The 26,134-nt window shown below is 60.2% G+C and carries 24 protein-coding genes and 1 pseudogene; 10 read left to right on the top strand and 15 right to left on the bottom strand.

What is annotated here, in order from left to right:
• Positions 1-18: 18 nt before the first annotated feature.
• On the top strand, positions 19-666 hold the full coding sequence (locus tag ABH945_RS20230) for a hypothetical protein (protein WP_429251694.1): 648 nt from the start codon (positions 19-21) through the stop codon (positions 664-666).
• 134 nt (positions 667-800) lie between these two features.
• Positions 801-1,229 (top strand): YciI family protein, encoded by a 429-nt coding sequence (locus ABH945_RS20235; RefSeq protein WP_074770724.1) that lies wholly within the window; start codon positions 801-803, stop codon positions 1,227-1,229.
• A gap of 87 nt (positions 1,230-1,316) precedes the next feature.
• Here the strand turns inward: ABH945_RS20235 and ABH945_RS20240 are convergent, their stop codons facing one another.
• The 3 genes from ABH945_RS20240 to ABH945_RS20250 all read right to left on the bottom strand — a co-directional run bounded on the left by ABH945_RS20240 (position 1,317) and on the right by ABH945_RS20250 (position 4,081).
• On the bottom strand, positions 1,317-2,309 hold the full coding sequence (locus tag ABH945_RS20240; RefSeq protein WP_074770726.1) for a TRAP transporter substrate-binding protein: 993 nt from the start codon (positions 2,307-2,309) through the stop codon (positions 1,317-1,319).
• A 415-nt stretch (positions 2,310-2,724) separates the two neighbouring features.
• Positions 2,725-3,108: a nuclear transport factor 2 family protein gene (locus ABH945_RS20245; RefSeq protein ID WP_429251695.1), complete on the bottom strand. Its 384-nt coding sequence runs from the start codon at positions 3,106-3,108 to the stop codon at positions 2,725-2,727.
• A gap of 31 nt (positions 3,109-3,139) precedes the next feature.
• Positions 3,140-4,081, bottom strand: a complete 942-nt coding sequence (locus tag ABH945_RS20250; RefSeq protein ID WP_429251696.1) for an aldo/keto reductase — start codon at positions 4,079-4,081, stop codon at positions 3,140-3,142.
• Between the two features lie 576 nt (positions 4,082-4,657).
• On the opposite strand from ABH945_RS20250, the gene ABH945_RS20255 reads away from it, so the two are divergent.
• Both ABH945_RS20255 and ABH945_RS20260 read left to right on the top strand, forming a co-directional pair.
• Positions 4,658-6,340, top strand: a complete 1,683-nt coding sequence (locus ABH945_RS20255; RefSeq protein WP_429251697.1) for a glycoside hydrolase family 43 protein — start codon at positions 4,658-4,660, stop codon at positions 6,338-6,340.
• Positions 6,341-6,563: 223 nt separating this feature from the next.
• Complete coding sequence (locus ABH945_RS20260; protein WP_074771239.1) at positions 6,564-7,820, top strand: MFS transporter; 1,257 nt, start codon at positions 6,564-6,566, stop codon at positions 7,818-7,820.
• Positions 7,821-7,960: 140 nt separating this feature from the next.
• Here the strand turns inward: ABH945_RS20260 and ABH945_RS20265 are convergent, their stop codons facing one another.
• From ABH945_RS20265 to ABH945_RS20320, 12 genes are all read right to left on the bottom strand, one after another.
• The gene (locus ABH945_RS20265; RefSeq protein WP_429251698.1) at positions 7,961-9,277 is read right to left on the bottom strand and encodes a pilus assembly protein TadG-related protein; all 1,317 of its coding nucleotides are present in this window, start codon (positions 9,275-9,277) and stop codon (positions 7,961-7,963) included.
• A gap of 34 nt (positions 9,278-9,311) precedes the next feature.
• Positions 9,312-9,767, bottom strand: a complete 456-nt coding sequence (locus ABH945_RS20270; RefSeq protein WP_429251699.1) for a TadE/TadG family type IV pilus assembly protein — start codon at positions 9,765-9,767, stop codon at positions 9,312-9,314.
• A gap of 76 nt (positions 9,768-9,843) precedes the next feature.
• The gene (locus ABH945_RS20275; protein ID WP_074770738.1) at positions 9,844-10,296 is read right to left on the bottom strand and encodes a TadE/TadG family type IV pilus assembly protein; all 453 of its coding nucleotides are present in this window, start codon (positions 10,294-10,296) and stop codon (positions 9,844-9,846) included.
• A 90-nt stretch (positions 10,297-10,386) separates the two neighbouring features.
• The gene (locus ABH945_RS20280) at positions 10,387-11,358 is read right to left on the bottom strand and encodes a type II secretion system F family protein (RefSeq protein WP_429251700.1); all 972 of its coding nucleotides are present in this window, start codon (positions 11,356-11,358) and stop codon (positions 10,387-10,389) included.
• Positions 11,359-11,404: 46 nt separating this feature from the next.
• Positions 11,405-12,382, bottom strand: a complete 978-nt coding sequence (locus ABH945_RS20285) for a type II secretion system F family protein (RefSeq protein WP_429251701.1) — start codon at positions 12,380-12,382, stop codon at positions 11,405-11,407.
• Between the two features lie 52 nt (positions 12,383-12,434).
• The gene (locus ABH945_RS20290) at positions 12,435-13,802 is read right to left on the bottom strand and encodes a CpaF family protein (protein WP_429251702.1); all 1,368 of its coding nucleotides are present in this window, start codon (positions 13,800-13,802) and stop codon (positions 12,435-12,437) included.
• Positions 13,803-13,819: 17 nt separating this feature from the next.
• A complete protein-coding gene (locus ABH945_RS20295) occupies positions 13,820-15,028 on the bottom strand; it encodes an AAA family ATPase (protein ID WP_429251703.1) in 1,209 nt (402 codons plus the stop codon).
• A gap of 82 nt (positions 15,029-15,110) precedes the next feature.
• Positions 15,111-15,425 (bottom strand): hypothetical protein, encoded by a 315-nt coding sequence (locus ABH945_RS20300; RefSeq protein ID WP_074770744.1) that lies wholly within the window; start codon positions 15,423-15,425, stop codon positions 15,111-15,113.
• A 20-nt stretch (positions 15,426-15,445) separates the two neighbouring features.
• Positions 15,446-17,353, bottom strand: coding sequence for a type II and III secretion system protein family protein (locus ABH945_RS20305; protein WP_429251704.1), 1,908 nt, complete (start codon positions 17,351-17,353; stop codon positions 15,446-15,448).
• A gap of 79 nt (positions 17,354-17,432) precedes the next feature.
• On the bottom strand, positions 17,433-18,257 hold the full coding sequence (cpaB, locus tag ABH945_RS20310) for a Flp pilus assembly protein CpaB (protein ID WP_074770746.1): 825 nt from the start codon (positions 18,255-18,257) through the stop codon (positions 17,433-17,435).
• A gap of 114 nt (positions 18,258-18,371) precedes the next feature.
• Positions 18,372-18,899: an A24 family peptidase gene (locus ABH945_RS20315; RefSeq protein ID WP_429251705.1), complete on the bottom strand. Its 528-nt coding sequence runs from the start codon at positions 18,897-18,899 to the stop codon at positions 18,372-18,374.
• A 200-nt stretch (positions 18,900-19,099) separates the two neighbouring features.
• Positions 19,100-19,270 carry a Flp family type IVb pilin gene (locus ABH945_RS20320; protein WP_074770748.1) on the bottom strand — a complete coding sequence of 57 codons (171 nt, stop codon included), beginning with the start codon at positions 19,268-19,270 and terminating at the stop codon, positions 19,100-19,102.
• Between the two features lie 1,004 nt (positions 19,271-20,274).
• Here ABH945_RS20320 and ABH945_RS20325 point away from each other — a divergent pair.
• From ABH945_RS20325 to ABH945_RS20350, 6 genes and pseudogenes are all read left to right on the top strand, one after another.
• Positions 20,275-21,513, top strand: coding sequence for a glycosyltransferase family 87 protein (locus ABH945_RS20325; protein ID WP_429251706.1), 1,239 nt, complete (start codon positions 20,275-20,277; stop codon positions 21,511-21,513).
• A complete protein-coding gene (locus ABH945_RS20330; protein ID WP_429251707.1) occupies positions 21,510-22,796 on the top strand; it encodes a glycosyltransferase family 87 protein in 1,287 nt (428 codons plus the stop codon). Before ABH945_RS20325 ends, ABH945_RS20330 begins: the two co-directional genes overlap by 4 nt.
• Positions 22,797-22,809: 13 nt before the next feature.
• Positions 22,810-23,871 carry a glycosyltransferase family 2 protein gene (locus ABH945_RS20335; protein WP_074770750.1) on the top strand — a complete coding sequence of 354 codons (1,062 nt, stop codon included), beginning with the start codon at positions 22,810-22,812 and terminating at the stop codon, positions 23,869-23,871.
• Between the two features lie 27 nt (positions 23,872-23,898).
• Positions 23,899-24,660, top strand: coding sequence for a class I SAM-dependent methyltransferase (locus ABH945_RS20340; RefSeq protein ID WP_429251708.1), 762 nt, complete (start codon positions 23,899-23,901; stop codon positions 24,658-24,660).
• A 33-nt stretch (positions 24,661-24,693) separates the two neighbouring features.
• Positions 24,694-24,807, top strand: a pseudogene (locus ABH945_RS20345) (IS6 family transposase); the annotation flags it as partial.
• 376 nt (positions 24,808-25,183) lie between these two features.
• A complete protein-coding gene (locus tag ABH945_RS20350; RefSeq protein ID WP_429251709.1) occupies positions 25,184-26,134 on the top strand; it encodes a helix-turn-helix domain-containing GNAT family N-acetyltransferase in 951 nt (316 codons plus the stop codon).

Here is a 26,134-nt window from a genome sequence, read left to right on the forward strand (position 1 = left end):
CACATACCAGGAGTACAGGTGCATTTACGACACTATCTGATTTTGCTGCTCTCGATCGCAGCGTTCGGGTCGACCGCTGCAATGGCGAGCGATCTTCAATGTGCGTCGACCCAGCAACCGGCTGAACGCGTCATCTGTGACCACGCCATTCTGAACAACGAATACGACGATATCTTCGCGCAGCAACAAGCGTTGTTGAACGCCGGAAGGATATCCGCGGCACAGATCGCGCAGTGGCGGCAATCGCGTAACGCCTGCACGGACGTGCATTGCATCGACGTGGCATTCGCCCAGTGGACGGCGATGACCAGGTCCGTCACCGCCACGCCGCAAGCTGCGCAGGCTCCGGCGATTGCGTCGTCGACCGACTCGGCGCCGGTCGGACCCGCACCAGATGCGGTGCCGTCTGTTGCCCCTCAAGTTGCAGTGGCGACGTCGGAGGCCTCGCTCGTTCACCAGGGCAGTGCCGCCGGGGTCGCGCTCCCGCAACCGGTTGCGCCACAGGCGTCGTCGGCTGCGGGAGCGCCAGCTGCGTCCGCGCCAGTGGACTCCCGTGGCACGACCGGCATGAGCATCGGCCTGATCGTCGCGTTGCTTCTGGTGGCCGGATTCGGCATTCTCTTCGTGCGTCGGCAGCGAAATGGCCGCGGCAAAAGCGGGCGCTGATCGAAACGCAACAAAAATCGCGAACGGCGCGCGGCACATGTCGATTTTCTGGATCGCCGTCCGTCGTAGTGGTAGAGGCGGCGATTGCCTCTCGACACCACCCGACACCGAGCGTTTTCTCAGGAGAAGTTCAAATGCGCGTCATGGTCATCATCAAGGCGACACCCGAATCCGAAGCCGGGCAGATGCCGAGCATGGAACTCATCGCGGCGATGGGCAAGTTCAACGAAGAGCTGGTCAGCGCCGGCATCATGCAAAGCGGCGACGGGCTGAAGCCAAGCTCGCAAGGGGTGCGGGTGAGGTTTTCCGGCAAGGACCGAACCGTTCATGACGGCCCGTTTGCCGAAACCAAGGAGTTGATTGCCGGATTCTGGATCTGGCAGGTTCAATCGATGGATGAAGCGATCGACTGGGTGCGCCGCTGCCCGAATCCGATGATGAGCGATTCGGATGTCGAAATTCGACCGTTTTATGAAGCGGCGGATTTCGGCGAAGCTTTTACACCGGAGCTTCAGGAACAGGAGAAGCGGTTGCGGCAGCAAATCGACGCGCAGAATCGCTGATCACATTTTGCTTATTGCGACGCAGCGTTCGCTGCGTCGCAATACTTTCATCGTGCTGTGTGTTTTTGCACGACGTTATATCCCGGCTTACCGGACTGCCTGGATTTCATCCGCGAGTTGCTTCATTTGCGGGGTCTTTTCGTACTTCGCCCACACCGGCTGCATCGCCTTCACGAAAGCAGGACGGTCGATTTGCGCTGCGGTGACGATCGTCGCGCCGCCATTCGTGACCGTCTTCGCCGCATCGTTTTCGCGCGCGGTCCACAGCTTCTGGTAGTACGGCACCGAATCGGCCGCCGCCTTCTTGATGATCTGCTGCTCCTGCGGCGACAGCGTGTCCCACACCTTCTTCGAGAACACCAGCACTTCCGGCGTCATCGAGTGCTGCGTTTCCGAATAGACCTTTGCGACTTCGAAGTGCTTGCCTTCGTCATACGTGGGCAGATTGTTCTCCGCGGCGTCCACCAGCCCCGTCTTCAGACCCGTGTAGACCTCGGCGGTGGGCATCGGCGTCGGCGTGCCGCCCATCGCCCTGATTTCGTCGACCATCAGGTCCGAAGGCTGAACGCGCACCTTCAGACCTTTCATGTCGGCGGGCGAATGAATCGCTTTTTTCGCGTACATCGAACGCGCGCCGCTCTCGTAGAACGTCAGCGCAATCATGCCCTTCGCCTGGAACGCGTCGAGAATCTTCTGGCCTTCCGGGCCGTACATGACCTTGCGGAAATGATCGATGTCGCGGAACAGGAACGGCAGCGACGGAATCATCGATTCGGGAACGATCTCGTTGAACGCCGCGCCGTTAGCGCGGGTCATGTCGAGCGCGCCGATGCGTACCTGGTCGATCGTGTCGTTTTCCGAACCCAATGCGCTATTGCCGAAGACCTTCACCGAATCCTTGCCGCCAGTCGCCTTGTTGATCTCTTCGCCCATGAACTTCACGGCCATATTGGTCGGATAGGTGTCGCCATGCACATCGGCGACGCGGAACGTCCGCGCGTGCGCCGAGACTGCGCTAAACGCCAGCAACGAGGCCGCGATAATTGTCGGAAGATGGGCAGAGGCAAATTTCTTTTTCATCGTGATTTCTTCAAAAATAGCGCGTCTGATGGATTGCGGCGGTGCTTTCCAGCGTGCGGGCCGTGTTTAATCGCCGCGAGTGCATTAATGGATTGACCTAACCGCTGCGTGCGCGAATAGCCAACACGTTGTATGACAACGTACAAATTTTATTAAGCTCGATGTAAGTTGTATATACGGTGTTTACCCGTGAAAGAGGCGCAATCCAGATGAGTTCGCAGGGAGAATCTGGCGATTATTCTCCATGCTGTCGGCAACAAAGTGCTGACGCGCTCGCGTGAAGATCGTCTACGCGTGTGAGAGAGATTCGAGCGGGATAAGCGGCAAGAAAACCTGCTTATGTTGTACGACGAGCGAAGTCTCCTCAATCATTCTTTTCATGCTCCGACTCCCCTGATTATCGTTACATCTCCGATCAGGGAATCTTCTGAACCCACTGCGTCCGCCAATCCGGCGCCTCGAACGGCTCCGAGAAATATTGCGTCTCGTGAACGACTTTGCCGTTGCGAAACTCCATGACGCTGATCGTGAAGGCCGCGCGCCCGTTATAGGTAATGGTGTATTCGGTGACCCACAGATGACCCTCGCCCTGAATTCGCCGGACCCCGAATCCCGACGGTTTGCCCGGATGATGACCACGCAACGCCTGCAAATTAATTCGCCCCACGATTCGCTCACCCGATTGCGGATAGTCACAAATGACATCGTCATCATAAATATCGTGTTCCGCTTCGAGGTCGCCGGCCGCCGACGCCTGCCAATGCGCAATTAGCGCGTCGCGTATGTTCTCTTCGTGCATGGAATGTCTCCATATAACCGGTCACGTCGCTCTACTGCGTACGTCGCGGAATAAATCCGGGACTACCGGTTTTGACGACTTCGTTATACCTCTGCCGCGTCTCGATTCGATTGATCTCGTCGAACGCTTCTGCCGGAAGCGCGGAGATATCGAAGTTCTCTCGCGAGCGAGCGGCTGTTTTCGGCGTGGTGAGCAAAGCTCCGCCACGCTGAATGGCCCACGCGAGCAGAACTTGTGCGGGCGTTCTGCCAAGTTGCGCGGCAATTCGCAAGATGACGGGGTCTTCGAGCGGCCCTGGTCTGATTCCGTGACCCAAAGGCGCGAAGGCCAAAAATGCAATTCCGTTCTCTTTGCAGAACTCCAGCAACTCAGTTTCCGGAAGATAAGGATGTGCTTCGACCTGCACGACGGCTGGCTTGATTCGCGCCGATTCGTATAACGGCTGCAACTCCTTCAGCCCAATATCGGAGAGCCCTATGGCACCGCACTTTCCGTTGTCGACGAGAGATTCCATCGCTTGCCAGGTCTCCAGCAAAGTCACGCCTTCGTCGTAGATGACCTGGCCGTTTTCATCGCGCGGGTCCTGCTCGTCGCCGGGTTGAAATGCGAACGGCGTGTGAATCAGATAGAGATCGAGATAGTCGAGGCCAAACCTTTCGAGACTTGCATGGAAAGCCGGCCCGACACGCTCCGGCCGATGATTGGAGTTCCACAATTTCGTCGTCACGAAGATGTCTTCGCGCGCAATTCCTTCGGCAGCAAGTTCTACGCGAAGAGCCTCCCCTACTTCGCGCTCGTTGCGATATCGCTCGGCGCAATCGAAGTGGCGATAGCCTGCTTTCAGCGCATCTCGCGTTGCGCTGACGGTCGTGGCGGCATCGGGAATCAGCGTGCCGAATCCGAGCGCGGGCATGGAACCGCGTCCGTGTTCAAGCACGATCTCTTTGCTCCGGAAATCGGCAGACTCATTCATGGAGACACCCCGGCACTATTTCGTGCGTTGGAGTAAAAGACGGAAGCGCGGAACTGTAAGGGTGGCGAAAGGCCCTTCTTTTCAGCACGCAGCGAGCGGGAGATGCGGAAGTTTGCAGTGTCGAATCAGGCGTCGAAAGGGCCTGGTCGTCGATCAAGTGTAGCAAATGAATGACGGGGCGGTAGCGTGCATTCTTCGGTAATTCCGCGATATTCGAGGCGCTCGCTCCCTGTACGTTTGAGGCTTGCTTCGCGCTCCATTTACTTCCAGAAAAGCGATTCGAGTCGATTGCGAAACTTGCGATGCATCGATTGCGATTAACTACTTGCCGCGCAGAAAGCAGATCGGGGCAACACGGCACACTCAAGCTGATTCCGATTGCAAAAAATAAAACACGAAAAGAAAACGTGTGGCGCTTCGCAGTTCGTCGCCTGCAAGTCCCGCCAGCAACCCGCACAAGTGAGGGAATACCCTCCCACCATCTGGCTTGAACGTCTTCAAAGCCGTGTGCTACATTCGAAATTGTTACCGGTAACTTAATTCGGCAAATCAAAGATCCAGTTCGTCCACCCGCTGATGAAAGTGGACCAGGCCGATCAGACCGCACTCCCCGATTCCCCCAAGAAAACCCCTTCTCTAATGAGCATTGTTCAAAACCCAGTTCTGCGCGGCTTCAATCCTGACCCCTGTATATGTCGCGGTAACGACGCGTGGTACATCGCCGTATCGACGTTCGAATGGTATCCAGGCGTTCTTATTTATGAATCGAAAGACTTCGTCAACTGGGAGCTGAAGGCCACGCCACTGGACCGTCTTTCGCAGTTGAACCTCATTGGGGAACAACCTTCCGGCGGCATCTGGGCGCCCGCGCTGTCGTATCACGATGGTCTCTACTGGCTCGTCTACACCGACACGAAGGCATGGAAAGGCGAACAGAAGATTTCGCCGCTGCGCGACATGCACAACTATCTCGTGACAGCCCCGGACATTACCGGCCCGTGGTCGGAGCCAGTACATCTCGTGTCAGGCGGATACGACCCGTCGCTATTCCACGACGAAACGGGCAAGAAGTGGCTGGCATATATTCGCCGCGATTTCAGGGGCATCCACGCAGATCCTTTCGCGGGCATCATTCTGCGCGAATACTCGGTCGAGGAGAAAAGGCTGGTTGGCGAAGAGCGCGTTATCTATAAAGGCGCGAATCTGAGAACCGATTACTTCATGAAGTGCCAGATCTACGAAGCGCCGCATTTAATGAAGAAAGGTGACTGGTACTACCTCATCACGGCAGAAGGTGGGACGGGCTACACCCATGCGACCTGCGTATCGAGATCGCGCGAGATTTTTGGGCCTTACGAGTTTCATCCGGAAACGCCCATGCTGACTTCACGCGATGCAAGCGGACGAATCCAGCGCACCGGCCACGGCAATCTGGTCGAAGGTCCGCAAGGACAGTGGTATATGACGTACCTCGGTTCCCGGCCAATTGATCCGCAGACGAAACGTTCACCATTGGGCCGCGAGACCTGTCTTGCGTCGATTGAATGGCGAAACGACTGGCCCTGTCTCAGCGACGCAGGTGTGATTCCACCGGAGTCATTCTCCGTGCATTCCGATGTGAAGCAAAACCTCGATAGCAGTTGGCATGTCGATTTCAGCCACTGCTCCACGCTGCCTCTCGAACTGCAAAGTCTGCGAGTACCGAAGGACGACGCATGGTGCAATCTGAAAGAGCGCCCCGGCTTTCTTCGAATACGCGGCCAGGAGTCGCCGACGTCGCGTTTCCATCAAAGCCTGTTGGCGTGCCGCGTGCGTGACTGGCAATTCGAAGTCGAAACGACGCTGGAGTTCTCGCCGGGTTCGTATCTGCACATGGCCGGACTCATGGCGCGATACGACGAGAACACGTTCTACTACCTGTTCATCACTTGCGACGACGACGGGACGAAGATCCTCTCATACATGGAAATGGACGCGGGCAGTTTTGCCTATGAAAACCGTCTCGCTGTACTGCCGGAAGGCGGCGAGACCAGCCTGCGGGTCCGCGTGGAGAACACAAAACTGCGCTTCTCCTATCGTTCGGACGACGGCGCCTGGGTAGACGTCGGTCTTGAAAAGGATTTCACTAAGCTGAGCGATGAATACGCGACCCCGATTGGTTTCACAGGGGCTTTCGTAGGGATCACGGTCAACGACATGCTCGGCTTCCGCGAGCCGGCTGACTTCAAACTTTTCTCTTATCACCCGTTGCCTGCGTAAAGCGCAACCCTCGCAAGTTAATGATAAAGCGGTGAACCTCGCATCAGCGGCCTTGTGCCGATCTGCGAGGTTATGCCCAGAACCTTTGCATCCCCGGTGATCGCCAACGGCCCATTGCAGGCTTCGCTTTTTATTCGGCGATCACGCATTAGCGTTCTAAAAAAAAGGAGACGAAGTGACATACAAAATCCGCGGTCTGAGATGGTGGATCATCGGCACCATCATGCTTGCGTCATGCCTGAATTTCCTGACGAGAAGCACGCTTGCGGTCACTGCTCCAACGCTCACCACGCAGTTGCATCTAACCGCGCAGCAGTACTCGTATGTGCTGAGCGCCTTTACGATCACAAACGCACTACAGCCGATCACCGGTTATGTCATCGATGTCATTGGGCTGAAGGTCGGCTTTGCGCTGTTCTGCGTCGCGTGGTCGGTCATCACCATGTCTCATGGCCTGGTCCACTCCTGGCAAGGCCTGGCGGTGGCACGAGGGCTCATGGGATTGCCCGAGGGCGCCGTCCATCCGGCGGGGATGAAGGCCACGTCGCAATGGTTTCCCGCGAAGGAACGAGGTCTCGCGGGCGGCATCTACAACATCGGTGCGTCGTTGGGTTCGATGCTCGCGCCGCCGCTCGTCGTCTGGGCAACGCTGTTCTATAACTGGCAGTTCGCGTTCGTGTTCACGGGCGGGCTCGGCTTTATATGGCTGGCTCTCTGGCTGTGGCTCTATGACTCGCCGGAGAAACACCGCGCCATTTCATCGCGCGAGAAGGAATACATACTTTCCGGTCAGGAAAAGCATTTGCAGGCGAGCGCTGCGCGACCGTCCATTTATTCGATCATCCGGCAACGCAATTTCTGGGGTATCGCCTTGCCGCGATTTCTCGCTGACCCAACGTGGATCACGCTCAGCTTCTGGCTGCCGCTTTATCTGAGTACCGTGCGACATATGGATCTCAAGCAAATTGCCTTGTTTGCATGGCTACCATTTCTCGCGGCAGATATCGGCAGCGTCTTCGGTGGAGCGCTCGTCGGAGCACTGCTTAAATATACGAAGATGAGCGTGGTCAACGCCCGACGATGTGCGTTTACCTTCGGTGCCTTGATGATGTTGCCCGTACCGCTCGTCGGCTTTGTTGCGCATCCTTTGACGGCGATTGCACTGCTATGTTTGGGCGGCTTTGCTCATCAGACGTTATCGGTGACGGTTATCACCATGTCGAGTGACCTGTTCCGCAAAAACGAGGTTGCGACTGTGACGGGATGCGTGGGGACCATTAGCGCTATTGGTCAATTCTGCTTTACGTTGATCGTCGGAGCGGTGGTTGGCCACGTCGGATACACGCCGATTTTCATTCTTCTGGCTGTATTCGATCTGATCGGCGCGGCTGTGCTATGGACGTTTGTTCGCGTCAAGCTGGACGCGATCATTCCGACCGCTCATGTGGCGGAAACCTGTCCGACGCTGCTGGAACAGTAGGCGTGGTTTTCCCGTGAAAGCCGAGTGGAATAACGATTGCCTTGCATGAGGATTGAAACTGGCTTTGCGAAAGGAAGAACAACGGCAAACGCACAAAAAATAGCGGGATGGTTTGACTGACACGCCCATCCCGCTCCTCATCACGAAGCATTCAGCGGAATCAACCGTGGCTTCGTCAGACTATAGGCAATCTGCGTAAACAAGGAATTCAGACTATTGGTTCCACCAGCGGCATTCGAACACGTATCGGAATAGAAATACGACGAGTTCGTCGCGATGGCGGCCATCGTATTGCAGGCGGTGAGTTTGTCGTTACCATCGCCGCAACCCGGCGCCGACGCTGCCTCGCCACCGAGATAAGCAACGGTATAGATCAAGGTTCCCGTATTGCTCTTGACGGCAGAAGCCGCGTTGATAGCCGCCTGGCACTCACTTCCATAGGTGCTGCTGTACGTGCTGCCCAGTTGAGCGATCGAAGACTCCGCTATTCCGTCGCTCAGCAGAATGATCACGTTCTGGCCGGGGGGGCTTTCCGTCGATGCCGTTGCGGCCAGCGATGTTTGCGCCGCCGTAATCGCCTGAGCGTAAAACGTGCCGAGGCCGCCCGGTGCCGGCAACCCGGAACAACTCCCGCCACCCAGCGCCTGAACGATGGCGGAGCTGGTATTCGCCTGCATGTTGGAGCCGAGATAGCCCGTGCTTGCGGATGCGATCTGGTAACTGGCACCCGTAGCCGAATAACTGCTGGCGATGGTGGCCGCCTTGCCCGAGCACGAGAAGTTATAGGTCGACGAGGTTTGCGGCGGAAACGCCATCAATCCGACCTTGTCGCCGGCATTGGTCAAGCCGGTCAGCAATTGCAGCGCGCCCGCCTGCGCGCACTGCAGTCTTGTCTGCGCGACACCTTTTGAATTCTTGCAATTGCTGTCGGTGGTGGTGCTCATCGATTTCGTGGTGTCGAGAATGATCATCACGTTATAGAGAGCAGGTTCGGACCCGCCCCCCGCAGCGGCCTGCGAGGTGGCGCTGATCGTCTGCGATTTCAAGCCCAACGCCTTGGCGAAAAACATCGGCACAGTCGCCTGTTGCGTCACCTTGATGCCGTTGTATCCCGATACCGCCTGTTTGTACGGCAACGTCACGCTGGACAACGTCAGCCCGGTGATCGTCGCCGTCGCCGCGTTAACGCCGCCTGGAATGGTGTTGCCCTGCCCCGCCGTGAACGCCTGTGCGTTAGTGACGACCGTCGTCCACGGTTGCGTCCAGAGGTCGACGGCTCCTGCCAGCGCGGCGGCATCCGTCGCGCTCTGCAAGCGTTTTTGGCTATAAGCCAGATAACCGTAATCGACGGCAAGCGCGGCAAAACCCAACAGAACAACCATCGATAAAGCCACCACCACGGTGACGGCGCCCTGTTGCTTCGCCGGCGTAGCACGACACTTCAGATTTCTTCTCATGATGCACGCCTCCCAAACTGTCGAACCGGTTGGTCTATTGCACGCGCTCGACTGCCGTCGCAACGAGCGCCGATGGCATCATCGAATAGAGACCGGACAAAGAGCCCTTGAATAAAGGCGAAAAATTGCTATACGTAACCGTCACGACCGCGTTCGCAACGGCGGCTCCGCTTGCGGCACTCGTCAGATCGGCGGCGCACGCTGCATCGCTCGTGCAGTTGCCGCCATTGACCGACGCCGTGATCGACAGGTTGCTGCTGTTCAACACCGCCGCCGACGTTTGCACCTGGGCCTGCGTACCGGTATAGGGATTCGTCGTGCCGCGCTGCGCAGCGAAATAGCGTGCGCCCGCCGATGCGGCATTCGAGACCATCATGTAATTGCTGAGCATCCAGCCGAATTGCGCGAGCCCCAGCACGATCAGCAGAAGCACAGGGAGCGTGATGGCAAGCTCGACGGCAGCGATGCCCTTCTGTTTCTTTAACGTCATGATCGGCTCCTGCTCACATAAGCGCAGCAGTGTTCGACATCAACGGCGCATTGCCGACAAATGTGCAGGTCGATATTCATTGCACGATCTCGGACATATTCGCGCTCAGGCTGGTCGGCATGATCGACTTGAGGTTGAATAAAGTGCCGCTGAAAATGGGCGAAAATGAGTATCCGAGCGATATCTTCGCTTGCGTTCCAGCGGTCGGCGCGACGGTCGATGTTCCTAACGCGGCCGCGCAAGTGCTGTCGCTCGAACAGGTGCTGCCGCCCACGCTCATCGTGATGGTCAGCGCGCTTGTCAGCGAGGCCGTGGAACTCAGGATGGCCTGTTGCGTATCGGTATAGGGCTTGGCGTAGCCACGCTCCGAGGCCAGCAGGCGTGCACCAAGCGAGGCCGCATTCGTCAACGTCAGATAGTTGTTCACCAGCCAGCCGAATTGCACCGTGCCGAACAGCAACGCAAGCAGGATGGGGAGCACAAGAGCGAACTCCACCGCCGCTCCGCCGTGCTGATTTTTCCGTTTCATTGGCCCCTCCCCGTGCGTCGATGAGTACGTCAGTCAATTGTCCAGTGAGCGTTTATTTCGTTACTCCGACAGCGCGCAAAAGCACCGTCCTCAAAACGAGACGACGCCCATACTCGGAAACACTTCACGGACGATATGAATCATCGCCGGTCCCAGCAACACCGCGAGCAGCGCCGGGAAAATGCAGAAAATAAGCGGGAACAGCAGTTTCACCGCGATTTTGGCGGCCTTCTCTTCCGCGCGCATACGCCGCCGTGTACGCAGCGTGTCGGACAACACTCTCAGCGACGCCCCCACACTCGTGCCGAAACGCTCCGCCTGAACCAGCATCGCGCTAAACGAATCGATATCTTCCACGCCTGTGCGAAGCGAAAAATTGCGCAACGCTTTTTCCTTCGAGAACCCCGAACGCATTTCCAGCAACATCAGTTCAAGCTCGCTTGCCACCACCGGGCTGCTCAGTCTGATTTCATCGCTCACTCGCATCAGCGATGCATCCAGGCCCAGACCGGATTCGACGCAAACCGTCATCAGATCGAGCGCATCGGGAAAGTCTTCGACCAGAACCCGCTTGCGCCACGCAATGCGCCGGGTCAGCACGATGTTCGGCAGATAAAAACCCAGCGCGCCCACAATCGTCAGGATCGCCAGGCGTTCATTGGTCGTTGCATCGATCGATGCGCCGAGCAGCCAGAGCAACGCCAGCATCGGCAACACGACGGCCAGCGCGGTCTTGGCGGCGAAGTAGACCGGCGCAGCGCTGGGCGATCGCCAGCCCGCGTTCATCAGATGCAGCCGCAGCGCGGATTTCTCCCAGCCGTCTTTCGGAAGGGACAATCTGGATAGCGGCTGTGAAATCTCCGCGAGCCTTTCAAACCAGGGAATATCCGGCGACTCCGGTGTCTCGCCGCCTCCTGCCGCAACCTGCGCGCCGCCCGCCTGCTCGATCCGCCGACGCAGGTCGCGTGGCGCGAAAAAGTGCATCACGCCGAATGCGGCGGCGAACACAACGGCGAAGACCGCAGCGAGCAGCAGCATCTGCGTCACGTTGAGCGTTTGCATGACCTCTCCTCGATTAAATTCGTGCGCATGATTCCGCGCGGCGTCCCTACACCCGGATCCTGACGATGTGCCGCATCCAGAGCATCCCGAACACCATCGACGTAACGACGACCCCAACCATCCTGATCCCCACCGGGTCTTCCCACAGCACGTCCATAAAGCCCGGATTGACCAGCATCAACAGGACCGCCGTGACGAACGGCAGCAGGCTCAGCACCCAGGCCGACATCCGGCCTTCGGCAGAGAGAACGCGAACCTTGTCGAACAGCCTTGCCCGTTCGCGGATCAGCGCGGCAATGCTGTCGAGCACTTCGGAAAGATTGCCGCCCGTCTCGCGCTGGATCAGCACGGCGATCACGAAGTAGCGCAAATCGCGAATCGGCACGCGTGTCGCGAGATTCGTCAACGCTTCGCTGATCGACACGCCGTAATTGATTTCATCGAACGTAATGCGGAATTCGCCGCTCATCGGCTCCGGGAACTCGGTGCTCACCATGTCGATCGCACCGGTAAATGCGTGCCCCGAGCGCAATGCACGGGCCAGCATGTCGCAGACATCCGGCAGTTGCCGTTCGAGTTGGCGGATGCGCCTGTTGCGGTGGCGCTTCACATACAGCACCGGCAGCATCGCGCAGAACGCGGCGGCGCCCGCCGTCAGAACCAGCGGCGCGGCGACCAGGCTGCCCAGCAGCAGCACGAGCGGCGGCATGACCGCGCATGTACCGATGAGCCGCGCCACCGTCCACGTCAGTCCCGACTGCTGCAGAAACAGATCGATGGCATGCACGCGCGGCACGCGCAACATGAGGCTTTCCGACCACGACGAACCGGCCAGCATGCGCGTCTTCAGAATCGAGAGGCGCTCCCGGCTGACCTGTCCGCCCGCCGATACCGCGCGAATCCGCGAATCGACGCGGCGTGCGGCCGGTCCATGCCGGCTGTTCCAGTATTCGTAGACGCCTTCCATTGCCAGCGCCACGGCAACGAACAACAAAACGATCGATGCGTAGAAAATCGGCTTCATGCGAGTCTCCTCAGACAGCGGTCCGCCCGCTCACGCGCGAAAGTTCGACCCGTCATGTCGTTTCGAACCGGCGGGCCGGATCGTAGATCTGATCCGATGGCGCAACACCGAATGCCTGCAAACGCTCGGCGAACTTCGGCCGCACGCCGGTCGCGCAGAAGTGTCCGCGAACCGTGCCTTTCGAATCGACACCGGAGCGTTTGAAAACGAAGATCTCCTGCATGTTGATCATGTCGCCTTCGAGTCCGGTCAGCTCAGAGATGCTGACGATCTTGCGGCGGCCATCGGTCAGTCTGACGGCCTGCACGACCACCGAGATCGCCGAAGCAATCTGCTGACGCATGGTTTTGGTCGGCAGCGACAGGCCGCCGAGACTGATCATGTTTTCGAGCCGCGTTAGCGCATCGCGCGGCGTATTGGCGTGGATCGTTGACAGCGAGCCTTCGTGGCCGGTGTTCATTGCGTTGAGCATGTCGAGCGCCTCGGCGCCGCGCACTTCGCCGAGAATGATCCGGTCGGGCCGCATCCGCAGCGCGTTGCGCACCAGTGTGCGCTGCGTGATCTCGCCGCGTCCTTCGATGTTCGCCGAGCGCGTCTCCAGCCGCAGCACGTGCGGCTGGCGCAATTGCAGTTCGGCCGCATCTTCGATCGTGACGATGCGTTCGTCGGCGGGAATGAAACCCGAGAGAACGTTGAGCAGTGTGGTCTTGCCGCTGCCCGTGCCGCCCGACACCAGAATGTTGACCTTGGCGCGTGCGAGCGCATCGAGCACTTCTGCCATCGGCGGCGTCAGGCTCTGCAATTCGACGAGGTCGGACACCTCGAGCGGTTTGACCGCGAAGCGGCGGATCGACAGCAGCGGCCCGTCGATCGCACATGGCCGGATGATCGCGTTCACGCGCGAGCCGTCCGGCAGACGCGCATCGACCATCGGGCTCGATTCGTCGATATGCCGCCCGACGCCGGAGACGATTTTCTCGATCACCTTCATCAGATGCGCGTCGTCGTAGAACGTCACGTCGGTCGCTTCGAGACGCCCGCGCCGTTCGACATAGGTATGGCGGTGCGTATTGACCAGAATGTCCGACACGGTCGGGTCGCGCAACAGGACTTCGAGCGGCCCGAAGCCGAACATCTCGTCGTGTACATCGACGACGAGTTGCCTGCGTTCGAGATCATTAGCGGGCGCCTTCTGATCTTCGAGAATGCGGCCGATCAGCGCGGCGATTTCCTGCCGGACCTGATCGGCGGGCAGGCGCGACAGACGCTCCAGTTCGACGCGTTCGAGCACGGCCTGATGAACCTCGCGCTTGAGCTTCTGATACGCCGCGCGCATCATGCCAGCGCCCGGATCGGCCTGGTCCGGTAAAGCGCCCAACGGCGGGTTGCGTTGCGCGGAAAGCTGTTGACGAAGCGACATGATGATCCCCTCTGGCGTTACATCGTTTCGAGTTTCGGCGCCGCCGGACGGCTAACCAGCCGCGACAACAACGACGTGCGTGCCGCGGGCTGCCGCCCCGATGCCGGCACGCCGCCCACAATGTTTTGCGCGAGCGTTTGCAGGCTGCGCGCGACGTCGCTTTTACGAGCGGTCGTCAGAACCGGCAAGCCCTGATTCATCGCGTCCGATACGACTGCCGCATCCTCCGGGATGACCTGCCACGCCTGCATGCCCAGCACCTGTTCGAGCGCCGCGCGCGGACGCTCGGCATGGCGCGTGTAGCGGTTCAGCAGGAGCCGCATCTGATCGGGTGCATAGCCGAGCGAACCGAGAATCTCCTGCAGCCTGCGGCCGGCCCGCACATGCGGCATGCTCGCCTGCAGCACGATATGGATCTGCTCGCTGCTGTCGAGCGCGAGCATCGACAGTTGATTGATGGTCTGGCCGAGGTCGAACAGCACGAAGTCGTAACGCGGCACCGCCACGCCGAGAATCCATTCGAGCCGGTCGTCCTGCAGTTCGGCCGCCTTGATCGGGTCGCCCGCGCCCGCCAGGATGTGAAAGTGCTCGCTGACATGCACGAGGCTCGCATCGAAAAACGCGAGATCCATGCGCTCTATCTGAGAACAGATTTGCGGCAACGTCGAAGGCGGCGTTTCGTCGGACACGAGAAAAGCGGCGTCGGCGAATTGCTGGTTGAGATCGATCAGCAATACGCGCTTTTGCGCGCTGCTCGCAATCGCGTGCGCCACGTTGCTGGCGATAAAGCTGGTGCCCGCGCCGCCCTTGCACGACATGAACGAAAGGATCCGCGTGTCGTGCGCGTGGCCGGGCGCGCATTGGGCCTGCGCGCGACGCAGCGCTTCGCCCAGCGGCCGTGAATCGAGCGGCCAGCCGAGCACGTCGCGAAAACCCGCGCGCATGGCGGCGATCAGGGTTGGCGACGACGTGTCGGGCGTCACCAGAATGCAGGTGAGCCGCGCATGCGCGTGATGCAGACTCTCGACGACGGCAAGTTCGGCGTCGGTGAGCGACTCCGCGTCGACCATCAGCACATCGAACGCATCGAGACTGTCGCCCCGTTCGCTCAGACGCGACGGCTTGCCGGTCGCGCGGGTGGTCCGGCAACCGCCGCATTCGCCGATCAGACGCACGATCTGCGCGAGCCGGGTGCTGTCTTCAGAGAGGGCCAGGACATTGATCATGATGTTCTCACCGCAACGAACCAGATGGACCGACGGAGGTTGCCGTCAGCGAAATGCGCAAGACGCGGGGCGGTCACAGGTATCACTGCCCGCCGGTGCCAGCGCCGTTGCCATTGCCGATGCCGATCACGAACGCATTCGACGTGGACGGCGGCGTCTGGAACGATTTGTCGTAGGCGTTCTGTGCCGCCACCGCCGCCTTGCCGTCGACGCCCGGCGTGGACGGCGTGTGCTCGCCCGCGTGCGGATCGATGATCTGCATCTGGCTGACGGTACGCACGGCGTCGCCGAAATGCGCGTCCCACGTCGGCGTGCTCGTCATGCAACCGCCGAGCGCTGCGCCCAGCGTCAGCACGAGTGCCGCGCGGCCAGCCAAAACAAGATGTTCGAGTGTCATGAGATTCTCCTGGCCACGCTTTAACGTGCATCTGCGGGAGGGGTTGCGCCCGCTTTGGCGAGTACCTGCTGATCGCCCGTTGCGGACCGCTGCTGCGTCGCATCGGGATTCGGTGCGGCGCCGCTGACGGAAGGTGCGTTAGCGGGTGGCAGCGGTGTCGCCATCGACGCCCCCGCACTCTCCGGCGAGCCGACTGCCACCGCAGGCTCCCGGCCGACCTGCGTATCGCGCGGCGACAACGCAGCCGGCGTGTTCGACTCCGGTACCGGTGCAGGTGCCGGCGCTTGCGGCGCATTCGGCGCTGTGGGTGCTGGGGCCGCTTGTTGAGGCTGACGGCCTTCCATGTTGCCGGTGGCGTAGACGGCAGCGTCGGAGGTCGGGTGGAAACTGTCGGTCGGCAGCGGATAATCGCCGCTTGGCAGAGGCTTCACGAGATGCACGGTGATGATGAAAACGAGTTCCGTGCGGTCCTGCTGGAACGACGTGCTGCGAAACAGCGCGCCCAGCACCGGTACTTCACCGATACCCGGAACCGCCTTGAGCGAGCCCGTAATGTTGTTCTGGATCAGCCCGCCGATCGCAAAGCTTTCGCCGTCGTTCATCTGTACGGTGGTCGCCGCGCGCCGGGTCGTGATGAGCGGCAGGATCGCCGAGCCGCTGGTGCCGGATGAGGTCACGGTGACCCCGGTCGGCGACAGTTCGGAGACCTCAGGCGCGACCTTCAGATTGATGCGGCTGCCCGCCAGCACGGTCGGTGTGAATTTCAGACCTACGCCGAATTCTTCTTCCTGCAGCGTGATGGTCGAGCCGCCGGTGCCGTTGCTTTGCGGCACCGGAATGAAGACCCTGCCACCGGCGAGGAACGACGCTTCCTGACCGCTGAGCGTCACGAGATTGGGCTCAGCGAGAATCTTGCCGAGGCTGTCGCTCTTCTGCGCATCGACGGCGATGTTGAACGGCCGGTTGTTCGCCTTGCTGACAGCGATGCCGTTACCCACGCCCGCGAGCAGGCTGCTCACCAGCGCGCCGGTCCACGACCCGAAGCCGCCCTGGATATTGACCGCCGCGCCCAACTGGTTGAGCAGGGTCTTCGAGACTTCGGCGACTTTGACTTCGAGCATCACCTGCTGGGGCGAACCGACCGTCATCATGTTGATGATCTCTGATGGCTTGCTGACGCTCGAACTCTGCTGACTCAGGCTGGCGGCCGCGCCGGCGAAGTTCGTGGTGCTTGCCTGCTGTTGCTGGGTCGGTTGCGCGCCCGCGAATGCGTTGGCGATCTCCACCGCCTGCTGCGCGGCCTGCGGATTCGACACATTGCCCGCCAGCACGAAATTGCCTGCGGCACTCGAGACGCGAATGTTGCGCTCGGACGGCAACAGTTGCTGCAGGGTTCGCTGCAGTCCGTCCGAATCGACATTGACGATCACGTCGATGATCTGGCAGCGGCCGCTGCGTCCCTGCACGATCATGTTGGTCGTGCCGACCGTCATGCCCACGACGTAGAGCGTGCGCGCGGACACCAGCGTGGCCTGCGCGACGATCGGGTTGCCGAGCGTGCGGTTGCGTGCCGGTTCGGCAAGCGGCACGAGCGCCGACTTGCCGACCGGGACCGCGACACTCGATTCATCGGTAATCTCGCCTGTGCAGCTTGGGCCACTCAACGGCGCATTGCCGATCGACTTGCCGCCGGCCGACGGTGCGGCCGACATCGGCGCCATGCTGATCATCATCGGCACGGGACCGCGCCCAACCGGCAACGGTGCGTTCGCAGCGCCCTGACCGGGCGCAGGCGCGCCGTTCATCACCTGCGCTGCGCCGTTTTGCGCCATGCCCATTGCAGCGCACAGCGCTGCAGCGAGCACTGTCCCGCTCAGCGCGCGACGACGCGTGCGGCTGCCGGATGAGAACCCCAGTTCTGTTTTCATGTTCTTATGCCCCCGTTGCTCGATGCCGATGCGCCGAGACCGTCGTTTTTGAATGTGTCGTGCCGAACGCCGCGCCGGATTAAAAACACTCGACACTGCCCGTCGCGCCCGACAGCACACCGATGCAGTCGCGCTTCGGCGCCGGCCGCGCCGCGTAGTGCGCACGCACCGGATGAACCGGCTCGACCGCTGGCGCCGATGCCGGCATATCGAGCAAGGTGAGTTTGGTCGCGCCGTCCGTCGAGGGTGTCTGCTTGTCGATCTGATTGCGCAGGACGAGAGACAGCGTGCCGACGCTGCGCGCGAGGTCGAGCTTCTCGGCCTGCTCGGGCGTCACTTCGAGCGTGACTGCGTTGACCACTTTCGGCGCGGTGTCGTCGCGGCTCACCTGCTGCGCTACCGCGAGCACCAGAATCTGTTCGAGTACGATCTTCGAGATGCTTTGTTGCGTGTCGACGCTGGCGGGTCGCTGCGTATTCACGATCACGTCGACGTAATTGCCAGGCAACGCAAAACCCGCCACGCCGACCACGTCGTTGACGCGCACCGTGATCGCCCGACGGCCCGAGCCGATCACCGCCGAGAGTCCACCTTTCGTACCGACCGGCGCGAGCTTCGATTCGAGCACCGGCTCGCCAGGTGCGAGACTCGTCAGCACGACGCGTCCCTGGAGCGCTTTGTCGTCGACGAAAGCACCGGGCGGAACGCTGCCCGTGGGCCAGTTGATCGTGTGGACGAGCGCGGGCGTGATCGGCTCGCCGAGGTTGACGACGCCCGCGGCCACTACAACCGGCGTCACGGCGCTCGACGAGGTCTGCAACAGCCAGCGCGACGCCAGCACCACGGCGGCGAGGCCGGCCAGCACGGCAAAAGCAAGCATGACTAAAGCGCGACTGTTTTTCATGGCAACACTCCTGCATGGTTCATCACAACGTCCGGTCCCGCCGGATGTCCGCTTTCGATACGATTGCCTCAGGCGGTTCTCGCCGGTGGCAGGATTGTTTTCAACCTCTTTGCGTTACGGGAACGTCGCCGCGAACAACATGCCGAGCGTGCCGGCCGCGATCGCGACACCGTACGGAATGCTGCCCACCGATGCCGTTAATTTCCCGCCGCTCGACGACGTTTGCGGCGTCAGGATCTGCCGCAAATTGATCAGCAATTGCGCGACGCGACGGCGGCCCACCACCAACCCAACCGACCACACTCCGCCGATCACGAGCGTGACCAGCGCGATATGAAACGTCATGACGGGGCCGACCCATGCGCCGACCGTCAGCAGCAACTTGACGTCGCCAGCGGCCATGCCGCGTACCAGATAGAACGGCAATAGCAACGCGAAGCCACACGCGGCGCCCGCCAGCCACGCGAGCGCTCCGTTCGCCAGTCCATGTAACCAGAGCTGTACGCCAAGCGCCGCCACCAGGCCGATCGCAATCACGCGATTCGGAATCCGGCGCGTGACGATGTCGGTGCTGGCCGCCACGATGACCAGCACGATCACGCACAAAGGCACAGGTTGCGGCGGCAGGGGCAGCGGTGTCATGAAAGGTCTCGCTCCGTCGGACTGGTTGTTCACGCTACGGCTGCAGCAACGCTTCACTGCAGCCGGAAAGAATTTGTTCGCCGGATAGCCGGCGTGCTGGCCGCACCGTTGGCAGCGCCTGGGAAGGCGCGCCATCGACGGCTGACTCTCAACCCGGTACGGACGAACCGGAAGCTCCCGTTCGCCCGCCCGTGGGCGCACTAAAGAGCGGTGGCGATATTGTCGAAAGTCGTTTTGATGGCCGTCGCCAGCGATGTCATTGCTGTGCCAATGACAATGGCGATCAGCGAGCCGAGCAGCGCATATTCGATGGCCGAAATGCCGTCTTCGTCGCGGACAAAACGGGAAGCTTGAGCGATGATGTTCTTCATGACAGACTCCTATGGATGTCTAAATAAATGCCCTTGACCAGGATTGGCCCGAGGGTACGCACTACCGGCACTGCAGGAAAAAATAGGTGAAGCGAGATTACGTTCGACGAAGATTCGCCTGTGTGCAGGTATTGATCCGCACTGGGGCAGGCTTCAGCGAAACGGAATAAATAGAGGCCGGTGGGCAGAGCAGCGTGGCCGCTTCGCAGGTCAGGCGTTGCAGCCAGCGGGCGAACAGAGATGCGCCGGCTGCAAGCCATTGGTGGCGTGTGAGCGTGTGGTTCGCCCTGCACTTGCGATGGTCAGTCAGTCTTTTCGACTTGATTGTCATGTTCTACCCCGTATTGCGTCATTTCCGGCTGCCGGTCCAAGCCGGCGCTCTCTTTAAGCAGTCGCGACTTCAAAAACTCGCGGTCTGCTTCTGGGGCGCTTCGTTGTCGAGCTGGTCGGGTCGTCAACTTGGCGCATCCCCTTTAGAGCAAGCGGGATGCCAGCTCGACCAAGAGATTGAAAACACAGGGGTTTCGCATTGACGCCCCACGCGGTCCCTCCCGCTTGCGCACGAAACGTCTCACCCCTGCGACAGTTTCCGGTGTCGTCGGCCCTTGTCGAAATTCCTGTAGAGGCCCGCCGGCTGGGGCTCCAAACGATTTACCCAGGACATACCCTGGTACGGCAACGGTCTCGGTTCATATGAAAAGCGGCGTTCTGCGAACATTCGTTTTGCATAACCCGTCTCAGCGCTGAGAACGGTTTGAGTGGTAGCGCACATAAGGGTGTCCGCTTTCCTCGCCAGAAGAGGTCTCTGATACCTCTCACCCTTGAGGAAGAAAATTAGGCGCTTGCAAGTCGGTTAATTTTCTTCACACAATGAATCAATCGGCAACGCAAAAACAACGCTTATCAAACGAAGCCGATTGAATACGATTAGTAATCTGAAACAAAAAATAGAGCATCTGGATGGATCTACGGGATCACATCCGGACAACAGAACGGCGGGGATCATGGACCTTCTACAACCCGGTTTGCGCAGCCGCGCAAAACCCATTCGCAATGTTCTCATTGCTGAACGCGTGGCCGTGTATAGCGGCGCGATGCTGATCCTGTACGCCGTTTTCTTTGTGCTCTGGGCGCAGGTAAGCGACGGGTTCACTGCTGGCGATCTCCCGAAACCGGGTGTCGATTTCTCGGTTTTCTGGTCGGCTTCGAACGCGATGCTGCACGGCCCCGCGTGGCAAGTCTACGATTACACCTACTTCGAAAAAATCCAGAAGGCGCTGTTCCAGTATCCACGGGGCGGCTTTCTTCCCTGGTTGTATCCGCCCACGTTTCTGCTGCTCGTCAGACCATTCGCGCTGATACCGCCTGTCGTCGCCTACTTTCTTTTTATCGGACTCAGCACGCTGCTCTTCGTATTCGCGACGCTCGGCGTCTCCCGGCTTGCTTCCAGCATGAGCCGTTCGGGTCACGCGTGGCTGTTCGTTGCTGCCTCTCCATGCGTGTTCGTGGCCGCCGTGGTCGGACAAAACTCTCTGCTGACCGCCGGCTTGGCCGCATTAGCCGTTCACTGGCTGATTCGCCACCCGGCTCGCGCCGGTGCGTGCATCGGCTTACTGGCGATGAAACCGCAAATGGCGTTGCTATTCCCGTTCGTGTTGATCGCCGCGCGGGCATGGCGCACGCTGGGTTTCGCCGCATTGAGCGCATCGCTGTTCGGCATTCTGGGCATCATCACCAGCGGCGCCCAATCGTTGCCGATGTTTCTGGCGGGCACGAAGCTCGCTCGAGAAGTCGTGCTGGAACATCGTCGTGACTACTGGCTCGCCTCGCCCACTCCGTTCGCCGTGCTGCGCGAAGGCGGCGCACCACTCGCATTGGCGTATGCGGGGCAGGCGTGCGCGGCATTGATCGCCATTGCGGCGGCCTGCCATGTCTGGATCCACACGCGCGACACCCGCCTGCGCGCCGCTGCGCTGGGCGTCGCCACCCTCGTCGTCAATCCCTACGTTTGGGGCTACGAACTGGCCTGGTCTGGTATCGCTGTTGCCTGCCTGATGGCAACCGGCTTCGACAACGGATGGCGTCGCGCTGAACAGCCGGTTCTGGTGCTCGCGTGGCTGTTGCCGCTTTATGAGTACTTCAACCGGCTGATTCAAGGTCCGCAGATCGGCCCGCTCATCCTGCTGTCGATGCTGCTGTTGATCCTCCGCCGCGTGCGGATCGCCGGTGAGATGACGTCATGAGCCTGCCCTCCTCGCGCAAACTGCCGGTGACCAGCATGACGATGCGTGGCACCACCGCTATCACCAGCGCCCATTGGCTCGACAGCAAACGTATGTCGATCTATGCGTCCGTGGTGCTGGTCTGCTACGTCGCCGTCTTCATCATCTATCTCTATCGCGTGGTGTGGCAGCAGCTTGCCGGTTTTCCGCCGATAGCAATGGATATCCTGCCCTTCTGGAGCGCCTCGTTTCTTGCGCTTCACGGCCATGCCGTGGATGCCTACAACATCAACGCGTTGACCAGCGTCGAAGCGAGTGCGTCGCCGTACTTCCGCACCATGGGCGGCATGCTGCCGTGGCTGTATCCGCCCAACACCCTGGTGATCATGTCGCCGCTCGCCCTGCTGCCATTGCACGCTGCCGCGGTGACATTCATTGCCGGCACGACAGCGCTGTTCGTCAAAACCATTCACTCGATCGTGCCGCACCGTATAACGATTCTGGTCGCGCTCGCCTTCCCTGGCGTCGCGGTGGTGACAGTCGCGGGGCAAAACGGCATGCTGACCGCAGCACTCGCCGCAGCCGGACTACTTGCGCTGCCTCGCCGGCCTGTCGTTGCCGGAATATGCTTTGGATTGCTATGCATGAAACCGCATCTTGTCGTGCTGTTTCCGCTGGCTCTGCTTTTCGCACGTTCATGGCGCGCATTGCTGGCGTTCATGCTGACCACCTTAACGACGCTCGCGCTCGCAGCAATATGGTTCGGCCCAGCTACATTCGTCGCATTCATGCACAACGCGGGTATGGCAGCCGGTTTCGTTGAATCGGGCCGGGCCTTCCTGGCGCGCATGCCGACCGCCCTCGCGCTGATGAAACTGGCCCACGCGCCGTTGACGGCCGGTTACGCGGCTCAGGCAATCAGCGCGTCGCTGGCGACTGCCGCCGTCTGGTATGCGTGGCGTAACGCGTGCAGCCATGCGCTGCGCGCAGCGACGCTCGTTTGCGCAAGCCTGCTTGTCAGCCCTTATCTGTACGACTACGACCTTGCGTGGTACGGCGTGCTCATCGCCTGGTATTGCAATGACGGCTTACGCCGTGGATGGCTGCGCGGCGAACGCGAATGGCTGATCGTGCTGTGGCTCGCGCCTCTCGCCGGCATGGTGATCGTCACCCGGTTGCCGTTCCAGTTTTTGCCGCTTCTCACCATGACTACACTCGGCATGCTGGTGCGACGCATTGCGCTCGAACGCAACGGCATCGCAATACGTGCCATGCCCACTCATTACATAGACCAACAAAAATAGATCGGGGAAAAACATGTCCACTCCTGTCAACAAACCATTGATCTCGCTCGTTGTGCCGTTCTACAACGAAGAACAGGCGGTAGAGCGCTTCTTTACCGCCGTGGTGCCGATTCTCGAATCGATCGAACACACGCGCTTCGAAATCGTCTGCGTCAACGACGGCAGTAGCGACGGTACGCTCGACCAGTTGATCGCCGCCAGCACGAACGACAAGCGCATCCGTGTCATCGACCTGACGCGCAACTTCGGCAAGGAAGCGGCGTTGACCGCCGGTATCGACGAAGCGGTGGGCGACGCCGTCATTCCTATCGACGCGGATCTGCAGGACCCGCCGGGCCTGATCCCCGTGATGGTGAAGCACTGGCGCGCGGGCGCCGAGGTCGTGGCCGCCAAACGGACCAATCGCGCCTGTGATTCCTTCGCAAAACGCACGGCGGCGGGACTCTATTACCGCGTCCATAACGCGCTATCCGAAGTGAAGCTGCCGGAAAACGTCGGCGACTTTCGGCTGATCGATCGCCAGGTCGTCAATGCCCTGCGCAGCCTGCCCGAACGCCGCCGCTTCATGAAGGGACTCTTTGCGTGGGTCGGCTACCGGACTGTCATCGTCGAATACGAACGCGAACCGCGCAGCGCCGGGCACTCGAAATTCTCGGGATGGAAGCTGTGGAATTTCGCGCTCGAAGGCATCACCAGCTTCAGTACGGTGCCGTTGCGCAGCTGGACCTACATTGGTCTCTCGATTGCAACGCTGGCGTTCTGCTACGGCGGGTACATCGTCGCGCGTACGCTGTGGTCGGGAAACCCGGTGCCTGGCTACGCGTCCACGATTTCGCTGATGCTGTTCATGAGCGGCATCGAGCTGATCGGCATCGGCGTGGTGGGTGAATACGTCGGACGCATTTACTACGAATCGAAAAAGCGCCCGGTCTATCTCGTGCGACGCCGATATCAGGCGAAGACCAAAGTGACCGTGCTGCATCGGGACCGCCAGCCGGTACGGCCAGTTCATGTGGCGCGCCCCGAGGTCGTTCGCAGGCGCGTTGCGCCCAGCGTCCGCGTGGTCGGTCAATAAGCCGGATTCACTGCCAAGGAGCCGACGATGTCCCCTGACGCCTATCTGGAAATGGCCGAAACCGAAGCCGATCACTGGTGGTTCCGCGGCCGGCGCAAGGTGTTGCAAGCGGTGCTGCGCAGCCTCGCCTTGCCACCCAATGCGCGAGTGCTGGAAGTGGGTTCCGGCACCGGCGGCAACCTCGACATGCTGGCCGGATTCGGGACGGTAAGCGGTCTCGAGATGGACCGCACCGCGCGTGCACTGTGCGCGCGAAAAACCGGTGGCCGCTTTGATATCCGGGCCGGTCGCTGCCCGGATGACGTGCCTTTCGGCACGGCAGCCGGCGAGCGCTTCGACCTCATCTGTTTCTTCGACTGCCTCGAACATATCGCCGACGACGCTGGATCGCTCGCGCGCATGCAATCGTTGCTGGCCCCAGGCGGCGTGATCGTGTTGACGGTGCCAGCGTGCCCGAGTCTGTGGAGCGCTCACGACGTATTCCTGCGGCACCACCGACGCTACAGCCGGGCAACGCTCACGCGATGCATCGAGGCGGCCGGGTACGACATCGAGCGCATCAGCTATTTCAATACGCTGCTATTTCCTCTTGCGGCGGCCGCGCGGTGGTTATCGCGCCTGACGGGTTTCAACGCCGCGACGGGCGCTCCGGTTCCAGCGCAACCGTTTAATGCGGCGCTCTATGGTCTGTTTAGTGTCGAACGGCACTGGCTTGCGCACGGTGCGCTGCCTTTCGGCTTGTCGTTGCTCGCTGTGTTGCGGAAGCCTACCGGGGACGTGGGCGAATGAGGTCGCGCGAAGCAGGCCGCTCTTCGGCACTAGGAAGAGATAAAGACGGAACACGGAATTCTTGTCGACCATTCAACGGTGCACCGCCAGGCTATCAGGATGCTGCCGGTTCTGGAGAAGGCTAAAGGAGCGAGTCGCCGGCTTGTCCGATCCAACTGTGAAGGTCAATCTCGCCGCCGGAGAGTCAACTCACTGCTGCCGAGTACGAGCCCTGTCGGCCGCGCTTTTGCCGGACGCGTTGACATAACCTCGCGAAGAAGTTGGATGCGGGTAGAGAGTGATCTTCCGGTTTCGGGCCATGACGAGACGTTCGCACCAAGGTCTAACGGACCTGCTTTGTGGCTCGTGCTTGATTGACAGCGGACGTTCGTCCGAAACCGGCTTTTCGCAGTTCGATTGTTGTTTGCTATTGCATCGCTCGCTGTTCTGCCTGATTCAGGCACGACGGTCACGCCAAATCAACTGGTTGTATTATGCAACTTTATTGTTGTATAGTGCAACCATGTTGATCTGGAGCCTACCCATGAACGCCCGTCCGTCCCTCATTGATGAAATCCGCGCCGCGTCACGCACCATGGTTCGAGAGCTTGGATTCATGCAGACTACTTTGGCCGGTACTCATTACTCCCCATCGGCGGTCCACGCTTTGCTGGAAATCGGTACCAACGGTGCCTCAACGGCCGCGCAACTTGTCCAGGCCCTCAGCCTGGAGAAATCCAGTGTCAGCCGAATGGTGGCTAAGCTCATCGAAGCCGGTGAACTTGAGGAGGCCGTTGGTGACAATGACGGCCGCGTTAAACAGCTTTTCCTGACCAAGAAAGGCAAGCGCACCCTCGACAAGATTCATTCCTACGGCAGAATGCAGGTGACGTCTGCGCTTGAAAACCTTAACCCTTCACGACAGCAAGCTATCGCTGACGGACTTAACGCATACGCCCACGCGTTGACGGCGCGCCGTGAGGGGACGGCAACGTCGACGCGAAGCAACATACAAATCGATACCGGGTATCGTCCTGGCATTATCGGCCGCGTCGCTGAAATGCATGCTGCGTTCTATTCACGTCACTCAGGCTTTGGGCAGTTCTTTGAAAGTCAGGTCGCGACTGGCGTGGCCGAATTCGCAGGCCGACTTGGTGAGCAGCGCAACCAAATCTGGACCGCAATTCAAAACGACTGCATCGTCGGTTCAATCGCCATTGATGGACAGGACCTTGGCAACAATCAAGCGCATTTGCGCTGGTTCATCCTCGACGAAGGCTGTCGCGGCGGCGGTGCGGGCCGGCAATTGCTGTCTGCGGCCGTGAATTTTTGCGACCAGCAAGGCTTCGATGCAACCCAGCTCTGGACATTCAAAGGGTTGGATGCGGCAAGGCGACTCTATGAGTCCTTTGGGTTCGAACTAGCGAATGAGGAATCGGGCGGTCAATGGGGAATCAAGGTGATCGAGCAGCAGTTCGTTCGACCCGGAAAATAA

The organism is Paraburkholderia sp. GAS333 (assembly GCF_050435665.1).
GTDB classification, from domain to species: domain Bacteria; phylum Pseudomonadota; class Gammaproteobacteria; order Burkholderiales; family Burkholderiaceae; genus Paraburkholderia; species Paraburkholderia fungorum_A.

What these genes read in the sequence shown, in the direction of transcription:
- ABH945_RS20235 (WP_074770724.1), top strand. Translation starts at nt 801, where the DNA reads ATGCGCGTCATGGTCATCATCAAGGCGACACCCGAATCCGAAGCCGGG.
- ABH945_RS20240 (WP_074770726.1), bottom strand. Translation starts at nt 2,309, where the DNA reads ATGAAAAAGAAATTTGCCTCTGCCCATCTTCCGACAATTATCGCGGCC.
- ABH945_RS20245 (WP_429251695.1), bottom strand. Translation starts at nt 3,108, where the DNA reads ATGCACGAAGAGAACATACGCGACGCGCTAATTGCGCATTGGCAGGCG.
- ABH945_RS20250 (WP_429251696.1), bottom strand. Translation starts at nt 4,081, where the DNA reads ATGAATGAGTCTGCCGATTTCCGGAGCAAAGAGATCGTGCTTGAACAC.
- ABH945_RS20255 (WP_429251697.1), top strand. Translation starts at nt 4,658, where the DNA reads ATGAAAGTGGACCAGGCCGATCAGACCGCACTCCCCGATTCCCCCAAG.
- ABH945_RS20260 (WP_074771239.1), top strand. Translation starts at nt 6,564, where the DNA reads ATGCTTGCGTCATGCCTGAATTTCCTGACGAGAAGCACGCTTGCGGTC.
- ABH945_RS20265 (WP_429251698.1), bottom strand. Translation starts at nt 9,277, where the DNA reads ATGAGAAGAAATCTGAAGTGTCGTGCTACGCCGGCGAAGCAACAGGGC.
- ABH945_RS20270 (WP_429251699.1), bottom strand. Translation starts at nt 9,767, where the DNA reads ATGACGTTAAAGAAACAGAAGGGCATCGCTGCCGTCGAGCTTGCCATC.
- ABH945_RS20275 (WP_074770738.1), bottom strand. Translation starts at nt 10,296, where the DNA reads ATGAAACGGAAAAATCAGCACGGCGGAGCGGCGGTGGAGTTCGCTCTT.
- ABH945_RS20280 (WP_429251700.1), bottom strand. Translation starts at nt 11,358, where the DNA reads ATGCAAACGCTCAACGTGACGCAGATGCTGCTGCTCGCTGCGGTCTTC.
- ABH945_RS20285 (WP_429251701.1), bottom strand. Translation starts at nt 12,382, where the DNA reads ATGAAGCCGATTTTCTACGCATCGATCGTTTTGTTGTTCGTTGCCGTG.
- ABH945_RS20290 (WP_429251702.1), bottom strand. Translation starts at nt 13,802, where the DNA reads ATGTCGCTTCGTCAACAGCTTTCCGCGCAACGCAACCCGCCGTTGGGC.
- ABH945_RS20295 (WP_429251703.1), bottom strand. Translation starts at nt 15,028, where the DNA reads ATGATCAATGTCCTGGCCCTCTCTGAAGACAGCACCCGGCTCGCGCAG.
- ABH945_RS20300 (WP_074770744.1), bottom strand. Translation starts at nt 15,425, where the DNA reads ATGACACTCGAACATCTTGTTTTGGCTGGCCGCGCGGCACTCGTGCTG.
- ABH945_RS20305 (WP_429251704.1), bottom strand. Translation starts at nt 17,353, where the DNA reads ATGAAAACAGAACTGGGGTTCTCATCCGGCAGCCGCACGCGTCGTCGC.
- cpaB (WP_074770746.1), bottom strand. Translation starts at nt 18,257, where the DNA reads ATGAAAAACAGTCGCGCTTTAGTCATGCTTGCTTTTGCCGTGCTGGCC.
- ABH945_RS20315 (WP_429251705.1), bottom strand. Translation starts at nt 18,899, where the DNA reads ATGACACCGCTGCCCCTGCCGCCGCAACCTGTGCCTTTGTGCGTGATC.
- ABH945_RS20320 (WP_074770748.1), bottom strand. Translation starts at nt 19,270, where the DNA reads ATGAAGAACATCATCGCTCAAGCTTCCCGTTTTGTCCGCGACGAAGAC.
- ABH945_RS20325 (WP_429251706.1), top strand. Translation starts at nt 20,275, where the DNA reads ATGGACCTTCTACAACCCGGTTTGCGCAGCCGCGCAAAACCCATTCGC.
- ABH945_RS20330 (WP_429251707.1), top strand. Translation starts at nt 21,510, where the DNA reads ATGAGCCTGCCCTCCTCGCGCAAACTGCCGGTGACCAGCATGACGATG.
- ABH945_RS20335 (WP_074770750.1), top strand. Translation starts at nt 22,810, where the DNA reads ATGTCCACTCCTGTCAACAAACCATTGATCTCGCTCGTTGTGCCGTTC.
- ABH945_RS20340 (WP_429251708.1), top strand. Translation starts at nt 23,899, where the DNA reads ATGTCCCCTGACGCCTATCTGGAAATGGCCGAAACCGAAGCCGATCAC.
- ABH945_RS20350 (WP_429251709.1), top strand. Translation starts at nt 25,184, where the DNA reads ATGAACGCCCGTCCGTCCCTCATTGATGAAATCCGCGCCGCGTCACGC.